At 70.0% G+C, this 17,682-nt stretch carries 19 protein-coding genes; 16 read left to right on the forward strand and 3 right to left on the reverse strand.

The window, feature by feature from the left end; translation table 11 throughout:
- The first annotated feature begins 4 nt into the window (after positions 1-4).
- The 7 genes from ABLE88_RS11930 to ABLE88_RS11960 all read left to right on the forward strand — a co-directional run bounded on the left by ABLE88_RS11930 (position 5) and on the right by ABLE88_RS11960 (position 4,770).
- The gene (locus tag ABLE88_RS11930; protein ID WP_121624215.1) at positions 5-232 is read left to right on the forward strand and encodes a F0F1 ATP synthase subunit C; all 228 of its coding nucleotides are present in this window, start codon (positions 5-7) and stop codon (positions 230-232) included.
- Between the two features lie 198 nt (positions 233-430).
- Positions 431-1,048, forward strand: a complete 618-nt coding sequence (locus ABLE88_RS11935; protein ID WP_348831907.1) for a F0F1 ATP synthase subunit B — start codon at positions 431-433, stop codon at positions 1,046-1,048.
- An 11-nt stretch (positions 1,049-1,059) separates the two neighbouring features.
- Complete coding sequence (locus tag ABLE88_RS11940; RefSeq protein WP_348831908.1) at positions 1,060-1,551, forward strand: F0F1 ATP synthase subunit B family protein; 492 nt, start codon at positions 1,060-1,062, stop codon at positions 1,549-1,551.
- A gap of 118 nt (positions 1,552-1,669) precedes the next feature.
- Positions 1,670-2,824, forward strand: coding sequence for an SGNH/GDSL hydrolase family protein (locus tag ABLE88_RS11945; protein ID WP_348831909.1), 1,155 nt, complete (start codon positions 1,670-1,672; stop codon positions 2,822-2,824).
- A gap of 117 nt (positions 2,825-2,941) precedes the next feature.
- The gene (locus tag ABLE88_RS11950; protein ID WP_348831910.1) at positions 2,942-3,820 is read left to right on the forward strand and encodes an HpcH/HpaI aldolase/citrate lyase family protein; all 879 of its coding nucleotides are present in this window, start codon (positions 2,942-2,944) and stop codon (positions 3,818-3,820) included.
- Positions 3,821-3,865: 45 nt separating this feature from the next.
- Positions 3,866-4,570, forward strand: a complete 705-nt coding sequence (locus ABLE88_RS11955; protein ID WP_348831911.1) for a DJ-1/PfpI family protein — start codon at positions 3,866-3,868, stop codon at positions 4,568-4,570.
- On the forward strand, positions 4,567-4,770 hold the full coding sequence (locus ABLE88_RS11960) for a DUF1737 domain-containing protein (protein WP_348831912.1): 204 nt from the start codon (positions 4,567-4,569) through the stop codon (positions 4,768-4,770). Before ABLE88_RS11955 ends, ABLE88_RS11960 begins: the two co-directional genes overlap by 4 nt.
- A gap of 32 nt (positions 4,771-4,802) precedes the next feature.
- On the opposite strand, the gene ABLE88_RS11965 is transcribed toward ABLE88_RS11960, so the two are convergent.
- Positions 4,803-5,717, reverse strand: a complete 915-nt coding sequence (locus ABLE88_RS11965; protein ID WP_348831913.1) for a cation diffusion facilitator family transporter — start codon at positions 5,715-5,717, stop codon at positions 4,803-4,805.
- Positions 5,718-5,844: 127 nt separating this feature from the next.
- Between ABLE88_RS11965 and ABLE88_RS11970 the strand changes: the two genes are divergently transcribed.
- Positions 5,845-6,894, forward strand: coding sequence for a MaoC family dehydratase (locus ABLE88_RS11970; protein ID WP_348831914.1), 1,050 nt, complete (start codon positions 5,845-5,847; stop codon positions 6,892-6,894).
- A 45-nt stretch (positions 6,895-6,939) separates the two neighbouring features.
- On the opposite strand, the gene ABLE88_RS11975 is transcribed toward ABLE88_RS11970, so the two are convergent.
- A complete protein-coding gene (locus ABLE88_RS11975; RefSeq protein WP_348831915.1) occupies positions 6,940-8,160 on the reverse strand; it encodes a CE1 family esterase in 1,221 nt (406 codons plus the stop codon).
- Positions 8,161-8,371: 211 nt separating this feature from the next.
- Between ABLE88_RS11975 and ABLE88_RS11980 the strand changes: the two genes are divergently transcribed.
- The 6 genes from ABLE88_RS11980 (at position 8,372) to ABLE88_RS12005 (ending at position 13,275) form a co-directional block, all read left to right on the forward strand.
- Positions 8,372-9,052 (forward strand): OmpW/AlkL family protein, encoded by a 681-nt coding sequence (locus tag ABLE88_RS11980; protein WP_348831916.1) that lies wholly within the window; start codon positions 8,372-8,374, stop codon positions 9,050-9,052.
- 249 nt (positions 9,053-9,301) lie between these two features.
- The gene (sdhC, locus tag ABLE88_RS11985; RefSeq protein WP_348831917.1) at positions 9,302-9,703 is read left to right on the forward strand and encodes a succinate dehydrogenase, cytochrome b556 subunit; all 402 of its coding nucleotides are present in this window, start codon (positions 9,302-9,304) and stop codon (positions 9,701-9,703) included.
- 10 nt (positions 9,704-9,713) lie between these two features.
- Entirely contained in the window at positions 9,714-10,112 is a 399-nt protein-coding gene (gene sdhD, locus ABLE88_RS11990) for a succinate dehydrogenase, hydrophobic membrane anchor protein (protein WP_348831918.1), read from the forward strand.
- A 2-nt stretch (positions 10,113-10,114) separates the two neighbouring features.
- Positions 10,115-11,950, forward strand: coding sequence for a succinate dehydrogenase flavoprotein subunit (gene sdhA, locus ABLE88_RS11995; protein ID WP_348831919.1), 1,836 nt, complete (start codon positions 10,115-10,117; stop codon positions 11,948-11,950).
- 85 nt (positions 11,951-12,035) lie between these two features.
- The gene (locus tag ABLE88_RS12000) at positions 12,036-12,821 is read left to right on the forward strand and encodes a succinate dehydrogenase iron-sulfur subunit (protein ID WP_348831920.1); all 786 of its coding nucleotides are present in this window, start codon (positions 12,036-12,038) and stop codon (positions 12,819-12,821) included.
- Positions 12,822-13,002: 181 nt separating this feature from the next.
- Positions 13,003-13,275, forward strand: coding sequence for a hypothetical protein (locus tag ABLE88_RS12005; protein ID WP_348831921.1), 273 nt, complete (start codon positions 13,003-13,005; stop codon positions 13,273-13,275).
- A 15-nt stretch (positions 13,276-13,290) separates the two neighbouring features.
- Here ABLE88_RS12005 and ABLE88_RS12010 read toward each other — a convergent pair whose 3' ends face one another.
- Positions 13,291-13,704: a hypothetical protein gene (locus ABLE88_RS12010; RefSeq protein WP_348831922.1), complete on the reverse strand. Its 414-nt coding sequence runs from the start codon at positions 13,702-13,704 to the stop codon at positions 13,291-13,293.
- A 190-nt stretch (positions 13,705-13,894) separates the two neighbouring features.
- On the opposite strand from ABLE88_RS12010, the gene ABLE88_RS12015 reads away from it, so the two are divergent.
- A complete protein-coding gene (locus ABLE88_RS12015) occupies positions 13,895-15,193 on the forward strand; it encodes a lipopolysaccharide biosynthesis protein (RefSeq protein WP_348831923.1) in 1,299 nt (432 codons plus the stop codon).
- Between the two features lie 188 nt (positions 15,194-15,381).
- Positions 15,382-17,520, forward strand: a complete 2,139-nt coding sequence (locus tag ABLE88_RS12020) for an exopolysaccharide transport family protein (RefSeq protein WP_348831924.1) — start codon at positions 15,382-15,384, stop codon at positions 17,518-17,520.
- The last annotated feature ends 162 nt before the right edge of the window (positions 17,521-17,682 follow it).

The following is a 17,682-nucleotide window of genomic DNA, read 5'->3' on the forward strand; positions in this document are numbered from 1 at the left end:
TAAAATGGATCCTGCAGTCGGAAAGTACATCGGTGCCGGCCTCGCCTCTCTCGGCATGGGTCTTGCCGCCATCGGCGTGGGCAACATCTTCGGCAACTTCCTCGCCGGCGCCCTGCGCAACCCTTCGGCCGCCGACGGCCAGTTCGCCCGCGCCTTCATCGGCGCGGCGCTCGCGGAAGGCCTCGGCATCTTCGCCCTGGTCGTCGCCCTCGTGCTGCTGTTCGTGGCCTGATCTGGCCACGGGGCGGGGGCCCTGCTCCCGCGCACGGTTGCGGTCCGCAAGCTGCGGACCGCGCGCTGCGGACCTGGGTGGCGGACCGCCGGCGGGGAGGCCTTTTCTCCCGCCGCGCCTGCCACCCGACGATCTTCTGGATGCGATCCCGTCCCCCTGGGCGGGGTCGGAACATCATTTGAGGCAGGCGGGCGTGCCATGACCAAGACCTCCATGACGCATACATGGACGCGGAGCGTTGCGCTTGCGGGCGTGATCGCGGGCCTATGGACCTCCCCGCTGCTCGCCGCCGAGGGCGGCCATGGCGGCCAGCCCCACTTCCCGCCCTTCGACGCCACCACCTTCGCCTCGCAGCTGCTGTGGCTCGGGCTCTCCTTCGGCCTGCTCTATTATTTGATGAGCAAGGTCGCGCTGCCGCGCATCGGCCGCATCCTCGAGGAGCGGCACGACCGCATCGCCGACGATCTGGAGGAGGCCTCCAAGCACCGCGCCGAGAGCGAGGCCGCCCAGCTGGCCTACGAGAAGGCGCTGAGCGAGGCCCGCGCCAAGGCCAATTCGATCGCCGCCGACACCCGCAACCGGCTCGCCGCCGACGCGGACGCGAACCGCAAGTCGCTGGAGGCGGACCTCTCCGCCAAGCTGTCCGCCGCCGAGGCGCGCATCTCCGCCACCAAGGCGGAGGCCATGACCCATGTGCGCGGCATCGCGGTCGACGCGGCCCATGCCATCGTCTCCACCCTGATCGGCACCGCGCCCGCCGCGCCGGCCGTCGAGCAGGCCGTGGACGGCGTCCTCTCCAAGCGCGACGCGGCCTGAGGATCGACAACATGAACGAGATGGCTCTCGCCGAAGTCTGGGTCGCGGTCGCCTTCGCGGTGTTCGTGGGCATCGTGCTCTATGCCGGCGCCCACCGCTCCATCGCCGCCGCGCTCGACAAGCGCGGCGCGCGCATCGCCGCCGAGCTCGAGGAGGCGCGCCGCCTCAAGGAGGAGGCGCAGAAGCTGGTCGCCGAGTTCAAGCGCAAGCAGCGCGAGGCCGAGGCCGAGGCCGAATCGATCATCACCGGCGCCAAGGCGGAGGCCGAGCGCCTCGCCGCCGACGCCAAGGCCAAGATCGAGGACTTCATCTCCCGCCGCACCAGGATGGCGGAGGAGAAGATCGCCCAGGCCGAGCACCAGGCGATCGCCGACGTGAGGTCGATCGCCGCGGACACCGCCGCCAAGGCGGCCGAGGGGCTGCTGGCGGTCGGCGCCACCGGCGAGGTGGCCGGCAAGCTGATCTCGAATGCCATCTCCGAGGTCAAGTCGAAGCTCAACTGAGCCCGGCCGAGGCCGGCCCGCGGCCGGCCCGTCCGTGGGTCCCCTGCGCCGGCCGCAAGGACCTGTGATCGCCGCTTGCGTCTTGAAACCGCCGCGCGCCTGGGCCAATGCTTGGCCCATGCGGACCCTGCGCACCCCTCTTTCGTGCCTTTTCCCGCGCCTGTCCGGCGCGGTGCGGGTGCTCGCGCTCGCCGCGCTGGCGCTCGTCGGCATGGCGCCGTCCGCGCCGGCGGTCGCGCAGCAGGGCTGCTTCCTGTTCTTCTGCCCGCCCGGCGTGGTGCCCCAGGCGCCGCGCAACCGGCGGCCCTGGTTCGCGCCGGGTGACGCGTTCGCGCCGCAGCAGCCGGCGGAGCCGCCCAAGGCGGCGCCCAAGAAGCCGCCGGAACCGGAGGGCACGGTCTATTCGAGCGCCGATGCGGCGATCCAGGGCCGCAAGCAGCCGCAGAGCCAGTTCGTGCTGGTGATGGGCGATCGCATCGCCGGCCAACTGGCCCAGGGGCTCGCCGACGCCTATGTGGGCGAGCGTGCCCGGGTCGCGGTAATCGAGAGCATCGTCGAGGAGAGCGGCTATCTGCCGGTCCCCGCCGACTGGCCGCCGCGCTTCCCGCCGGCGGTGGCCGCGGCCCGCGCCAGCGTCGCCGTGCTCGCCATGGGCAATGACGACCTCCAGCCCCTCAAGGACGGCGAGGTTCTGGTGCAGCCGCTCACCGACCGCTGGATGGAGCTGTACGCCAAGCGCGTGGACGACGTGCTGAGCGCGCTGCGCGCCGTCGCGCCGCGCGCCATCGTCGTCGGCATCGCGCCGGTGCAGAGCACGCCGGTGTCGGACGACTACCGCCGGCTCAACGACATCCTGCGCTCGCGCGCCGCCCGCGCCGGCTTCCCGTTCGCCGACGTGTGGGACGGCTTCGTCGACGACGAGGGCAAGTTCACCGCCTTCGGGCCGGCGGTGGACGGCCAGCGCCGGCGCCTGAGGCTCAATGACGGCATCCGCTTCACCCGCGCCGGCGGGCGCAAGCTCGCTTTCTTCGTGCAGAAGGACCTCGACCGCATGCTGGCCGATCCGGCGAAGCCCTCCGCCGGCATGGCGGGCGGCCCGGTCGACCGGCCTTCGGCGCTGGCCGGCGCGCCCGCGCCCGCGCGCGGCACGCCCCCGGCGGTCCAGGTCTCGGCGCCGGCGCGGGCGCTGATGGAAGGGGTTCCCCCGCCGCCGGTGCGCGGGCGCGCCGACGACTTCTCCTGGCCGCCCCCCGCCGAAGCCGCGGCCCAGTAGGCCGGGACGCCTGCGCGTTCCCGGGCTGCTCCATTTTGCGCTGCGACATCTTTGCGAGCGGCTGGCCGCGCTCTAAGGTCGCGCTTTGATCCGCATCGCTCCGAGGGGCTTTCATCCATGTCGATCCGTCCGCGCCGCAGCGTCCTCTACATGCCCGGCTCCAACGCCCGCGCGCTGGAGAAGGCGCGCACCCTGCCGGCGGACGGCGTGATCCTGGACCTCGAGGACGCGGTCGCGCCCGACGCCAAGACGGAAGCGCGCGCGCGCGTCGCCGAGACGGTGAAGGCCGGCGGCTTCGGCCCGCGCGAGGTGGTGATCCGCATCAACGGCCTCGACACGCAATGGGGCGCCGACGACCTCGAGGCGGCCGCCGCGGCGGCGCCCGACGCCATCCTGGTGCCCAAGGTCGAGGCGGTGGAGCAATTGGTGACCGTGGGCCGGCGCCTCAACGCGCTGGGCGTTCCCGAGACCACGCGGGTCTGGGCCATGATCGAGACCCCGCTCGCCATCCTCGACATCAAGGCGATCGCCCAGAGCGCGCGCGACCCGCTCACCCGGCTCTCGGTGTTCGTGCTCGGCACCAACGACCTCGCCAAGGAGACCCGCGCCGCCTTGGTGCCGGGCCGCGCGCCCATGGTGGCGTGGCTCTCTTTGGTGGTGGCCGCCGCCCGCATGACCGGCATCGACGTGCTCGACGGGGTGTGGAACCAGTTCCAGGACCTCGACGGCTTCGACGCCGAATGCGCCCAGGGCGCTCAGTTCGGCATGGACGGCAAGACCCTGATCCACCCCTCGCAGATCGATCCCTGCAACGCCGCCTTCTCGCCGCCCGCCGCCGAAGTGGAGCGCGCGCGCGCCATCATCGCCGCGTTCGCGCTGCCGGAGAATGCCGGCAAGGGCGTCATCACCCTCGACGGGCGCATGGTGGAACTGCTCCATGCGGAGATGGCCAGGCGCACGGTCGCGCTCGCCGACGCCATCGCCGCCAGGGCCTGAAGCCGAGCGAGCAACCGACCAAGCGACTGCACCAAAGGACCGTCCATGCGCATCGTGATGCTCGCTTATCCCGGCATGACCCAGCTCGATCTGACCGCCCCCTTCGAGGTGTTCGCACGGCTGCCCGGGGCGCGCGTGGAGATCGCGGCCAAGAATGCGCCACGGCCGGTCGAGGATGCCGCGGGCCTCAAGATCGTGCCCACCATCGCCCCCGGAGACCTCGCCGGCTGCGACGTGCTGTTCGTGCCTGGCGGCCCCGGCCAGATCGACCTCATGGAGGACGAGGAGACGCTGGCTTTCCTGCGCCGCATGGCCGAGCGGGCGCGCTTCGTCACCTCGGTGTGCACCGGCTCGCTGGTGCTGGCGGCGGCGGGCCTTCTGACCGGCTATCGCGCCACCTGCCACTGGCTGTCTTTGCCCCAGCTCGCTTTGCTCGGCGCCATCCCGGTGGAAGAGCGGGTGGTGGTGGATCGCAACCGGGTCACCGGCGCCGGCGTCACCTCGGGCCTCGATTTCGCCTTGCGGCTGGCGGCCGAGGTCGTGGGCGAGGCGGAGGCGCGGCGCATCGGCCTCGCCATCGAGTACGAGCCGGCTTCCCCCTTCCCCGCCCGCGCCCAGGAGGACCCGCGCCTCGTGGCCGAGGTCCGTGCGCGCACTGCCGCCTTCCAGGAGCGCCGCGAGGCCCTGGCGCGGAAAGTGGGCCAGCGGAAAGCAGGCTGGCCGTTTCCAAAGGAGCCCCCCGCACCATGAAGCTCTACCGCTACCTCACCGGCCCGGACGACACCGCCTTCTGCAAGCGCGTCTCGGCGGCCCTCAACAAGGGCTGGCAGCTCTACGGTGCGCCCACGCTGACCTTCGATCCGCTCAAGGGCCGCGTCATCTGCGGCCAGGTGATCGTCAAGGAGGTGCCCGGCGAGTGGTCGGAGGAGGTCAATCTGTCCGACCACTGACCTGCGGGGGGAAGAGGGTCCGCGGGCGGGGCTCAGGCGTAGGCGGTCGGTCCGTCGGCCGGCCCGGCCGGCAGCAGCACCACCGCCACGTCCACCTCGTCGCCGGCGTCCATGAACTCCTTCTTCACCGCCTTGGTCAGGCGGCTCACCGCCTGGCGCGCCTGCTCGACGCTCCAGTCGTTCTCGAAGCCGAGGTGCAGCTCCACCATCATCTTGCCGCCGAGCTGGCGGGTGCGGATGTCGCCCAATTCGTCGAAGTCGTTGAAGTGGGAGGTGAGCACCCGCAGGATGCGCAACTGGCCCGCCTCGCCGATCGCCTGGTCCAGCAGCGAGCCGACCGAGTTCGAGAGCATGGCCCAGATGTTGTAGACCATGAAGCTGATGACCACGAACGACGCCAGCGGGTCGAGATAGGCGATCCACTCGATGGCGTGGAACGTCGAGGTGATCATGGTGCCTATGAACACCGACAGGCTGGCGGTGGCCGAGACCAGGTGCACGCGCGCCTGCGCCGCGAGCACCGGCGACTTGGTCTCGCGCGCGAGCCGCAGCGCCTTGCGGTTGAAATAGGCGTTGCCGGCGACCGCGAGCGCCGCCACCACCAGGCCGGCCCCGGCGCCCTCCACCGGCTGCGGATCGAGCACGAGCGCCACCGCCCGGGTGCTCGCGATGATGACCAGCACGGTCTGCAGCACCGCGATCATCATCTCGGCGAGGTTCTCGAGCTTGCCCAGCCCGTAGGCGAACCGGCCCGGATTGGCCCGGCTGGCGAGGCGCAGCACCAGCCAGCAGGCGGTGAGCGCGGTCAAATCGAACGAGGTGGCGAGCAGGTCGGTGAAGATGGCCGCCGAATTGGTGAAGCTCGCGGCCACCACGTAGAGCGAAAAGAGGACGATGGTGAAGATCATCGCCTGGAAGGACAGTTTCTGGCTCGCCGATCCTGACACCACGCACCCCCGACGCTCTCATGTGCACCCTGGTGTCAAAAGGCCCAGCCGTGCGCCGCCGTCAACCCCTGTTGCGCCGCACGCGGGGCCTCTGCCACATTGGCCGCCTGCACCGGGGGGCAAGAAGATGACCAAGACCAGTTCGGGCAATTTCTTCGAGGACTTCGCGGTCGGCCAGGTGATCCGCCACGCGACGCCGCGCACCATCACGGTGGGCGACGCCAGCCTCTACAGCGCGCTCTACGGCACGCGCTTCGCCGTGCAGTCGGCGGACAGCTTCGCGCAGTCCCTCGGCTACCCGCGCGCGCCCCTCGACGACCTGCTGGTGTTCCACATGGTGTTCGGCAAGACCGTGCCCGACATCTCGCTCAACGCGGTGGCGAACCTCGGCTATGCGGGCGGGCGCTTCCTTGCCCCGGTCTATCCCGGCGACACGCTGACCGCGGTCTCCGAGGTCATCGGCGTGCGCGAGAACTCCAACGCCCAGAGCGGCGTCGTTTATGTGCGCTCCACCGGCTTCAACCAGGACGGCACCGAGGTGCTCGATTATGTGCGCTGGGTGATGGTGCGCAAGAAGGACCCGTCCTTGCCCGCGCCCACGCCCGTGGTGCCGACCCTGCCGGCGGCGCTCGCCGCCGACGCGCTGGGCGACGCGGTGCCGGCGCTCGACGTCGCGGCCTGGCGCTTCGACCTCTCCGGCAGCCCGGCGCGCTTCGCCGACTATGAGGTGGGCGAGAAGATCGACCATGTGGACGGCATGACGGTGGAGGAGGCCGAGCACATGATCGCCACCCGCCTCTACCAGAACACCGCCAAAGTGCATTTCAACCAGTTCACCGAGGGCCAGGGCCGCTTCGGCAAGCGCCTGATCTATGGCGGCCACGTGATCTCGCTCGCCCGCGCTTTGTCCTTCAACGGCCTCGCCAACGCCTTCCATGTGGCGGCGATCAACGCCGGAAGGCATGTGGCGCCGCTGTTCGCCGGGCTGACGGTGCACGCCTGGAGCGAGATCCTCGACAAGGCCGCCATTCCCGGCCGCGACGACGTGGGCGCCCTCCGGGTGCGCACGGTCGCCACCAAGGACCGGCCCAGCGCCGACTTCCCCTACAAGACGGGCGACGAGTACGACCCGAGCGTGATCCTCGACCTCGATTATTGGGTGCTGATCCCGCACTGAGCGTGGGCCTGCCGCCGCCGGCGCCGGCACGGACCGGCGCCGCCGTCAGCGCGGGACGGCGCCCCGGCTGTCGCTGCCCGGTCCGGCCCCGTCCTGTGCGGTCCCGCTTTGGCTGCCCCCGCTCGCGGCGCTGGCGCGGTCGGGCGCGGGGCGCGGCAAGGGCGCGCCACCGGGCGCGCCATTGCCCGGCCGGGCCGAAGCCGCCGCGGCGGCCGGCTTCGCGGGCGGCCTGACCCCCGGCGCGGTTTCCGCCGGCCGGCCCTCCACCGGCAAAGAGAAGGCCGAGACGAAGCGCCAGATCTCCTCGCCGGCATCGATGTCGCGGTTGCGCAAGCCGAGGAAGGGCGTGGCGAGGTCGGGCTGGGTGTCCACCCGCGCCGGCGACTGGTGCCCGCCGCGCTCGACGCTCATCAGCGCCACCACTGCGCCGTCGCGGCAGGACGGCCAGCGCCGCTCCACCACCCGCGTGCCGTCGAACAGGTCGCGATCGGGCAGGGTGCGCTGCTCTTGGCCGGCGCAGCCGTCGAGCCGGGCATAGAGCGCCGCGCTGTCGGGGGCGGAGAGGGTGGCGCCCACCGGCGTCCAGAAGCCGTCATAGGCGATCACCGGGTCGGCCGTGCCGTGGATGAACAGGATCGGCACCGGCCGCGCGGGCCGGCACTCCTCGCGGTAATTGGCCGGGGCGGTGGACATGATCGCCACATAGGCCGCGAACAGGCCCGCCTGCTCGCAGGCCATCTTCTGCACCATGAAGCCGCCATTGGAGATGCCGGCGAGATAGAGGCGGGCCGGATCGGCGACCCCCTCCGCCACCAGCCGGCGCGCCAGGGCGATGAGGAAGGCCTCGTCGTCGCCCGGCCGCAGCATCAGCTTGAGGCGCATGGCGGCGGGGCGGCCGTCGTTCCACACCTTGCCCTCGCCCTGGGGATAGACCACGACGAAGCCGTTGGCCGCGGCGGCGGCATCGAAGCCGGCATAGGCGCGGAAGCTCTCCGGCGTCTGCATGGCGCCGTGCAATGCGATCAGCACCGGACGCGGGCCGGGCGGCTGATCGGCGCGCGCCTGCGGCGTCACGACCAGGTAGCGGCGCGCCTCGCCCACCACGTTCAGGCGATGCTCCTCCACCTCGTCCGCCACCGCAGCGCCGCCGAGGCCGAGCAGAAGGAGCAATGCGGGCCAGGCCCCGCCCCGGCCTCTTTGACGCAGGCTCTGCGCCCGGCCGGCGCGCTCCGGCGCCCCCGCGCGCTTTCCCAGCAAACGCCACATCACACGGAATCCTTAAACGTCATGAGGTTGGCGCCACCCGGAAAGGGCTGGAGCCATGCGACGGGAATGCGGCGCCCCTGCGGCGGTTCTGTTGCCACATCGCCACATCTCGGGCGGGACCGTGCGAAGTTTGATCTGGATCAAATTCTCGGAGGCCTCGCCAATGAAACAGTCCGCTCATTGAAAATTCACAAAATCGGGAGTCGGGCTAATGGCCAGATTCGGTGTGGGGATGGCGCTCGCCGCAGGCCTGATGGCCCTGACGGCGGGTGCGGCAGTTGCGGCGGACATGTCGACGCCGGTCTACAAGGCTCCGGTGCCGGAGCCGCAAAGCCCGTGGATGATCCGCGTGCGGGCGCTGTACGTGATGCCCGAGAGCGGCGGCTGGGTGAACGGCATCGCCAACTCGGACCTGTCCTATTCGGACTCGGTGGTACCCGAGCTGGACATCACCTATTTCTTCACGAAGAACTTCGCGGCCGAACTCATTCTCGGCGTCACGCCCCACGAGATCAACGGCGGCGGCGCGCTGGCCGGCCTGGGCCAGATCGGCAAGGTGTGGCTGCTGCCCCCGACCCTGACCCTGCAGTATCACTTCACCGAATTCGGTGCGTTCAAGCCCTATATCGGCGCCGGCATCAACTACACCGCCTTCTTCAGCCAGAGCACCTCGAACCCGGCGGTGACGCAGCTCGACGTGAACGACAGCTTCGGCTGGGCGCTGCAGGCGGGCTTCGACTGGATGATCGACAAGCACTGGGGCATCAACGTCGACGTGAAGAAGCTCTTCCTCGAGCCCGACTTCTCGGTCACCGTCGGCGGCACGCGCTACACCGGCACGGCCCAGCTCAACCCCTGGATCTTCGGCACCGGCGTCACCTACCGCTTCTGAGCGGGCCGACCCTTCCGATTTTTCTTTCCGCGCGGCGCCGGTGTCACCGGCGCCGCGTTTTTTGTTTGCGGCGCGCCTGCGTAAGCGGCAATGCAGCATCGGCGGTATGCGCCGCGACCCCGGTTGCAACGTATAGCCAATTGCCGACCCCCGGCGGTGGGCATAAACGGGCCCTGCGCGCGTTTGGAATCGTTGCGAACTGGTCACGATTGAGATACCTGATCGTCCAATTTCCGGAAGGAGGCCCACATGGCCGACAGCCCGCCTCGGGTCGAGCGTCCGCTCTCACCCCACCTGCAGATTTACCGGCCTCTTTTCACGATGATGATGTCGATTGTGCATCGCATCACCGGGGTGGGCCTCTATTTCGGCACGATTCTCCTGGTCTGGTGGCTGCTCGCCACCGCCGCCTCGCCTGGCGCCTACGACACTTTCGCCGGCCTCGCCGGATCGCCGATCGGCCTTCTCGTGCTGTTCGGCTTCACCTGGGCGCTGCTGCACCATGCGCTCGGCGGCGTGCGCCACTTCATCTGGGACTTCATCCACGGCTTCGGGCCGAGCGAGCGCGTGCTGCTCGCCAAGGCGACGCTGGCCGGCTCGGTGGTGCTCACCGTGCTGGTGTGGATCGTCGGCCTTGCGCTGAAGGGCTGAGGAGAGCGCCATGAGCAATTCCACCCACACCCCCATGCGCACTCCCCTCGGCCGGGTGCGCGGCCTCGGCTCCGCCCGCTCGGGCACCGAGCACTTCTTCGTCCAGCGCGTCACCGCGCTCGCCAACCTCATCCTCGCCATCGCCTTCGTGTGGATCGTCATCCGCCTCGCCGGGGCGAGCTATGCCGAGGCCCGCGCGGTGATCGGCCATCCGCTGGTGGCGGTGATCCTGCTCCTCATGCTGCTCTCGGTGTCGATCCACATGCGCATCGGCATGCAGGTGGTGATCGAGGACTACATCCACAAAGAGAGCACCAAGGTGCTTCTGATCATCGCCAACACCTTCTTCACGACGGTGGTCGCCCTCGCCGGCGCCTTCGCCATCATCAAGATCAGCGTGGGGGGCTGAGCATGGCCGACACGGCAACCAACGGCTCAGCCGCTCCCGCAGTGAACGGCGCCGCTTATCCCATCACCGACCATACCTACGACGTGCTGGTGGTCGGCGCCGGCGGCGCGGGCCTGCGCGCGGTGGTGGGCTGCTCGGAGGCGGGTCTGCGCACCGCCTGCATCACCAAGGTGTTCCCCACCCGCTCCCACACGGTGGCGGCCCAGGGCGGCGTCGCCGCCTCGCTCGCCAATATGGGCGAGGACAAGTGGGAATGGCACATGTACGACACCGTGAAGGGGTCGGACTGGCTGGGCGACCAGGACGCCATCGAATATCTCGTGCGCAACGCGCCGGCCGCGGTCTACGAGCTGGAGCACTGGGGCGTGCCGTTCTCGCGCACCGAGGACGGCAAGATCTACCAGCGCCCGTTCGGCGGCATGACCACCCATTTCGGCAAGGGCACCGCCCAGCGCACCTGCGCCGCCGCCGACCGCACCGGCCACGCCATGCTGCACACCCTCTACGGGGCGGCGCTGAAGCACACGGCCGAGTTCTTCATCGAGTATTTCGCCATCGACCTGATCATGGACGAGGACGGCCGCTGCCGCGGCGTCGTCGCCATCAAGATGGACGACGGCACCATCCACCGCTTCCGCGCCCACCTCACCGTGCTCGCCACCGGCGGCTACGGCCGCGCCTATTTCTCCGCCACCTCGGCCCATACCTGCACCGGCGACGGCGGCGGCATGGTGCTGCGCGCCGGCCTGCCGCTCCAGGACATGGAATTCGTGCAGTTCCACCCCACCGGCATCTACGGCTCGGGCTGCCTCATCACCGAGGGCGCCCGCGGCGAAGGCGGCTACCTGACCAATTCCGAGGGCGAGCGCTTCATGGAGCGCTATGCCCCCTCGGCCAAGGACCTTGCCTCCCGCGACGTGGTCTCCCGCTCCATCACCATGGAGATCCGGGAGGGGCGCGGCGTGGGCAAGAACAAGGACCACGCCTTCCTGCACCTCGACCATCTCGACCCCGCCATCCTCCACGAGCGCCTGCCCGGCATCTCGGAGAGCGCGAAGATCTTCGCCGGCGTGGACGTGACGCGCGAGCCGATCCCGGTGATTCCGACCGTGCACTACAACATGGGCGGCATCCCCACGAACTATCACGGCGAGGTGCTCGACAAGGCGAACGGCGACCCGGACAAGGTGGTGCCCGGCCTGATGGCCATCGGCGAGGCCGCCTGCGTCTCCGTGCACGGCGCCAACCGCCTCGGCTCCAACTCGCTGATCGACCTCGTGGTGTTCGGCCGCGCCGCCGGCCTGCGGGCTGCCGAGCTGGTGAAGCCCGGCGAGAAGCACCGGGAGCTGCCCCCCGACAGCGCAGACCTCGCCCTCGGCCGCCTCGACAAGTTCCGCACCGCCGCCGGTGGCACCCCCACCGCCGAGCTGCGCCTGTCCATGCAGAAGGTGATGCAGAACAACTGCGCCGTGTTCCGCACCGGCGAGGTGCTGCAGGAGGGGCGCACGCTCATCCACGACGTCTACAAGGGCGCGAGCGACATCGGCGTCACCGACCGCTCGCTGGTGTGGAACTCCGACCTCATCGAGACCCTGGAGTTCGACAATCTCATCGCCCAGGCGATCGTCACCATGGAGAGCGCGGCGAACCGCCAGGAAAGCCGCGGCGCCCATGCGCGCGAGGACTTCCCCGAGCGCGACGACCACAATTGGATGAAGCACACTTTGTCCTATTTCGACCCGCAGTCCGGCGCCGTGCGCCTCGACGACCGGCCGGTGCACACCTACACGCTGTCGAACGACATCCAGTACATCGAGCCGAAGAAGCGCGTGTACTGAGCGCTTGCCGACGCGGCCGCGCAGAGGGGCGCGGCCGTGGCCAATTCCCGCGGGCGGTTACCGCTCCAGCGATCCAGGACATGCCATGGTTGAGCTGACCCTTCCCAAGAACTCCCAGGTCACCGCCGGCAAAGCGTGGCCGAAGCCTGAGAGCGCCAAGACGCTCACCGAGTTCCGCATCTACCGCTGGAATCCGGACGACGGCAAGAATCCGCGCATGGACACGTACTACGTGGACCGCGAGGATTGCGGCCCCATGGTTCTGGACGGCCTGATCTACATCAAGAACAAGATCGACCCGACGCTGACCTTCCGCCGCTCCTGCCGCGAGGGCGTGTGCGGCTCGTGCGCCATGAACATCGGCGGCACCAACACGCTGGCCTGCACCAAGGGCATGGACGAGGTGCTGGTGAAGGGCGCGGTCACGATCTACCCGCTGCCGCATCTGCCGGTGGTGAAGGACCTGGTGCCGGACCTCACCAATTTCTACGCCCAGCACGCCTCCATCGAGCCCTGGCTGCAGACCGACACCGCCGCCCCCGAGAAGGAGTGGCGCCAGTCCAAGGACGACCGCGAGAAGCTCGACGGCCTCTATGAGTGCATCCTGTGCGCCTGCTGCTCCACCTCCTGCCCGAGCTATTGGTGGAACGGCGACCGCTATCTCGGCCCGGCGGCTTTGCTGCAGGCCACCCGCTGGCTGAAGGACAGCCGCGACGAGCGCACCGGCGAGCGGCTCGACTATCTGGAAGACCCCTTCCGGCTCTATCGCTGCCACACCATCATGAACTGCGCCCAGGCGTGCCCGAAGAGCCTCAACCCGGCCAAGGCGATCGCCGAGATCAAGAAGATGATGGTCGAGCGCCAGATCTGACCGGCGCCGGCCCACGCCGCGGGCGGTAGCGGGCGGAGGCCGATATCCGGACCTCGCCGGGGGGACGAGGGGCGGGGGCGCCGGTTGGGGCCTTCAGCTTTATTTCACCGGCCGCCGGTGATACTTTGCGGAAATGATGGTCCCCGCGGCGTGCTCGGGACCATCCTTCCGGATCAGGGCCATGCCGCAGTTTCGCGCTATCGTGTTCACCCTTGCCGCGCTGAGCGTCATCCCGCTGATCGCGCTCTACCCGTCTTACGCCTTCCAGGTGGTGGCCGGCATCGTCATCATCCTGTCGACGGCGAGCACGCTGGTGTTCTTCGGCTTCGCGCTGCGTGCCGCGTTCCTGGGCGTGAACGAGCGCCGGCGCGCGCAGCGCATGCAGGTGAACCAGATGACCCACGGCACCCTGCGCGAGGAGGCCCCGCCGGCCGTTCCTGCCCCGCCGCGCTGATCGGCGCCGGCGGCCTCAGGGCCGGCAGGTTACGCCGGGCCACGGCGCGTTCTTATACATCACCTTCAATTCGAACGACTTCAGGCCGGTCCACAGGTTGCTGTAGGGCTGCGGGCACAGCGCCAACAACGCCGACGTGGGATTGCCGCGCCAGGAATCGGGCGCGTGGATGGTGATCGAGAAGCGGCCGAGCGTGTATTCCGGCTCGTTCGCCCACCACATGGAGGGCAGGCGCTCCTTGAAATAGGCGCGCAGCGCGAGGCGCCCGTCAAACGGGAAGGGGTCGACCTCCGGATCCACCGATTGCTGGCCCGGCAGGTCGCTCTTGCCCTGGGCATCCACTTGGGCGCGGGCCTCGTGCGGCAGCAGCGCCGATGCGACCAGCGCCGGCAAGGCGAGCGCGATCCCTGCCGCGAGGGCGCGCCGCATGGCGGCGGCCGGTACGGGGGTGGCCGGCTTGACGCCGGCGCTTGCACCAGCCGGAGCGGCATGCTTGTTGCGCCAAGATCCGTCCCGCCCTTGAGGGGCAGGACCGTGCGCGCTCGCGCCCGTCGGGTTCCGCATCGCCTCACCTCCCTCCGCCCCGGCCTTCGGCCGGCGGCGCCTCGACGCGAACAGAATGAAGCTGCACCGGCCCGACACTCTATACGACATGGTTCGCGCCTACGGAGCGTATGTGGCGGCGCTGGTGGTGCGCGGCCTCGAACTCGTGGGCAAGCTCGGCCTCTACATGCTGGCGGCGCGGGTGCTCGGGGTCCACGAATCGGGCCTGTTCTTCCTGTGCATCACCTGGGTGCTGCTGATCTCCACCTTGACGCGGGCGGGCTTCGAGAAGGGCGTGATGCGGCACGTGGCGGCCGAGCTCGCCGTGCACAAGGGGCGCGAGGCGCGCCGCGCGCTGCTCGCCGGCACCTTCTGGGTCACGCTCGGCGGCGCGCTCGGCACGGCGGCGACCATCCTGCTCGCGGCGCCGCTCTCCACTTACATCTTCAACGAGCCGGACCTTGCCGCGCCGCTTGTCATCTCGGCGGCGGCGATTTTGCCGCAGACGCTGGCCATCTTCACCGGCCATGCCCTCACCGGACTCACCCGCGGCGTGCTGGGCCAGCTCGTGCAGAACGGGCTGTGGCCGGTGCTGACCCTCGCCGCGCTGGCGGCCGGCATCCGTTCGCTCGACGGCATCCTCTACGCCCTCGCCGCGGCGAACCTCGTCGCCGCTTTGACCGGCATTGCGCTGATCTGGCGCGACCGCGGCCGGCTCAAGGCCGACGCCCCCGCCGCGGCGGGGAGCCTTGAGCATCTGCCCGCGCTGTGGCGCACCGCGCTGCCCCTCGGCGTGGTGGAGGTGGTGCAGATCACGCTCAACTCCCTGCCGGTGCTGCTGCTGGCCGCCTTCGGCATGCCCTCGGAGGTGGGCGCCTTCAGCGTCGCCAACCGCATCTCCATGCTGATCTGGGTGGTGATCATCTCCATCGGCACCATCGCCGCGCCCAAGTTCGCCGCCCACCACCGGCAGGGCGAATGGGCCGAGCTGCGCGCGCTGAACCGCAAGGTGCGCCTGACGGTGGCCGCCTTCGGCGTGCCGGTGGTGGCGGCCATGATGATCTTTCCCGCCCCGCTGCTGTCGCTCATCGGACCCGGCTTCGAGATCGCCGCCACCGCGCTCGTCATCATGAGCGTCGGCCAATTGGTGAACTGCCTTTTGTCGTGCCAGGACATCATGCTCGCCATGACCGGGCACGGCGGCGTGCTGCGCTGGCTCAACGCCGCCCAGCTGGTCTCCTGCTGCGTGCTGTGCGCGGTGCTGATCCCGCCCTTCGGCATGACCGGCGCGGCGGTGGCCACCGCGATCTTCATCGCCCAGGGCGGCATCGGCACCACGCTCGCCGTGCGCCGGCTGATGCCGCAGGCGCTCTGAGCGGCGGCCGTCACCGGGCCTTGTTTTGCCCGAGTTCGCCTGTAACGCAAGCTGGCGCGCTTGGGGCCGGCGCCTTAACCCGACCTTAGGGGCGATTTCGCATTCTGCACCGGCGTGCCGCGACCGCGCGCCGGGCGTGGGCGGCGGATCGCGACCGCCGGCCGCAACCTTGGATCTGAAGGGCACGGATGAGCTTGACGATGGAGGCCGGGGCGGAAACGACGGGGGCGGTCCGCGACCAGGACGCCCACGCCGACGGCCTCATGCCGGAAAACCGGCCGCCCGCCTTCACCACCCGCGATTTCCTCATCGCCACCTTCTTCCACATCCGCATCGTGCTGATCGCGGCCATGGTGCCGCTGCTGCTGGCGCTCGCGGCCGCCTTCACGGCCAAGACCGAATACACCGCAAAAAGCCTGCTCATGGTGATCGTGAGCCGCGAGGTGACCAACGCGGGCAACGTGACCGACAGCGGCCCCGCCGTGCTCTCCATCGAAGGCCTGAAGCAGGTCGAATCGGAGGTGCAGATCCTCGAGAGCGCGGACGTGATCCGCGACACCATCTCCCAGATCGGCGCCGAGCGGCTGTTCCCGGCCGGCCCGCTCACCTTCCTCACCTCGCTGCTGAAGTCCGACGCCGACAAGATGGACCAGGCGATCGAGCGGTTCCGCAAGGTGCTGCGCACCTCCGTGGTCTCGGGATCGAACGTGATCGAGATCAGCGTCACCCTGCCCAACCGCGCGCTGGCGGTGGAGGCCACCGACACGCTGGTGCGCAACTATCTCGCCTACCGGCGCAAGATCTTCGAGAACCCCACCGCGCGCATCCTCCAGGTGGAGGTGGAGCGCTTCCGGGCCGATCTTTCCAGCGTCGACCGCGACATCGAGGCGCTCAAGAGCAAGGTCGGCATCATCGATTTCTCGCAGGACGCCATCCTCGCCGCCAACCAGGTGGACGCGCTGCTGCAGCGCCGCCGCCAGGTGGCCGAGCGCCAGGTGGCGGTGACCGCCCAGCTCGCCGAGGCGGAAAAGCAGATGAAGGCCCTGCCCGAGCAGGTGTTCGACTTCACCCAGAAGACCGACGCCTTGGGCAATGACGAGGACACCAACGTGCTCACCCGCCTGCTGGTGGAGCGCGACCGCATCAGGGCGCAATACGCGCCCGGCAGCCAGCTGCTGCGCGACATCGACCGGCAGATCGCCACCGTGCGCGGCAAGATGGACCGCCGCAACGAGAAGCCGTATTCCACCGACCGCGACGTGCGCAACCCGGCCCTCAGCTACGTGCAGAACATGATCCTGAGCCTCAAGGTGGAGCAGGATGCCCTGGGGCGGCAGGCGGTGGAGCTGGAGCAGCAGCAGAAGATCGCCGAGGAGCGCCTCGCCACCCTGCGCGGGGCCGAGACGCGGCTCATCGAGCTCAACCGCCGGCGCGACACGCTCAGCGACGGTTACCGCGAATATCTGCGCCGGGCGGTGGCGGCCAACATCGAGGAGGCCGCCGCCAAGGTGCGCGAATCCAACGTGCGCGTGGTGCAGGAGGCGGACGGCGCGGTCACCAGCCGCAACCTCGCTTTGCCGCTGATCGCCGCAGGCCTGTTCGGCGGCCTGCTGTTCGGCGCGGCCGCCGGCGCCCTCGCCTCGGCGCTGCGCACCACCTTCATCATGCCGAGCGAGGCCGAGCGGGCGCTCCAACTGCCCGCGCTCGCCGAGTTCGGCGCCGCGGATGCCGGCGCCGCCGCGCTCGACGCCGCTCTCGGCGGCCTCGCGACCTTGCTGCTGGACACGCGGGTCGACGACAAGCCCCTGCAGGTGATCCATTTCCTTGCCCCGCAGCGGGGCGATGAGGCGCCCACCTTCTGCCGCCGCCTCGCCGAAGAGTTCGCCACCCATCGCGGTCTGCGCACGCTGATCGTCGACCTGTGCGCGCCGATACCCTATCCGGCGGGCGCGAGCTTCGAGATGAAAGGCGGGCTCGCGGTGACCCGCACCCCGGTGCCGCAGCTCTGGGCGGCGGCGGACGTGGAAAAGTCGCCTCTCCTCAACGTGCGTCTGCCGCTGGCGGATGGCGTGCGCCTGCGCGATGAATTGAAGCAGGCGTTCGAGTGCGTGATCGTCTGCTCGCCGGTCCAGGGCACCTTTGTCGTCACCGACCGGCTGAACCAGCTGGCCGACGGCAACATCCTGATGATCGGCGCCGAGAGCACCCGCAAGCCGGCGGCGATCCACATGCGCGCCAGCGTGCTGGAGAATGGCGGCACGCTGCTCGGCTTCGTGTTCTTCGGGCGGCGCTACTATCTGCCGGAATGGATCTACCGGCGTACCTGACGCATCGGCCCGCGGCGCGTCCCGCCCGCGCCCGCTGATCGGGCCGCGCGCGCCCGTTCCGCCGGCGCCCGCCCGGACCGGCCGCCGGGCGCAAGGCACCGCCGCCGCAGGGGGCCGCCAGCCCCGTTCCCACCAGCCTCCAAGCCCTCCGATACCGCCGGG

The sequence above is a fragment of the Xanthobacter luteus genome (assembly GCF_040049235.1).
In the GTDB taxonomy this organism is placed as follows: Bacteria; Pseudomonadota; Alphaproteobacteria; order Rhizobiales; family Xanthobacteraceae; genus Xanthobacter.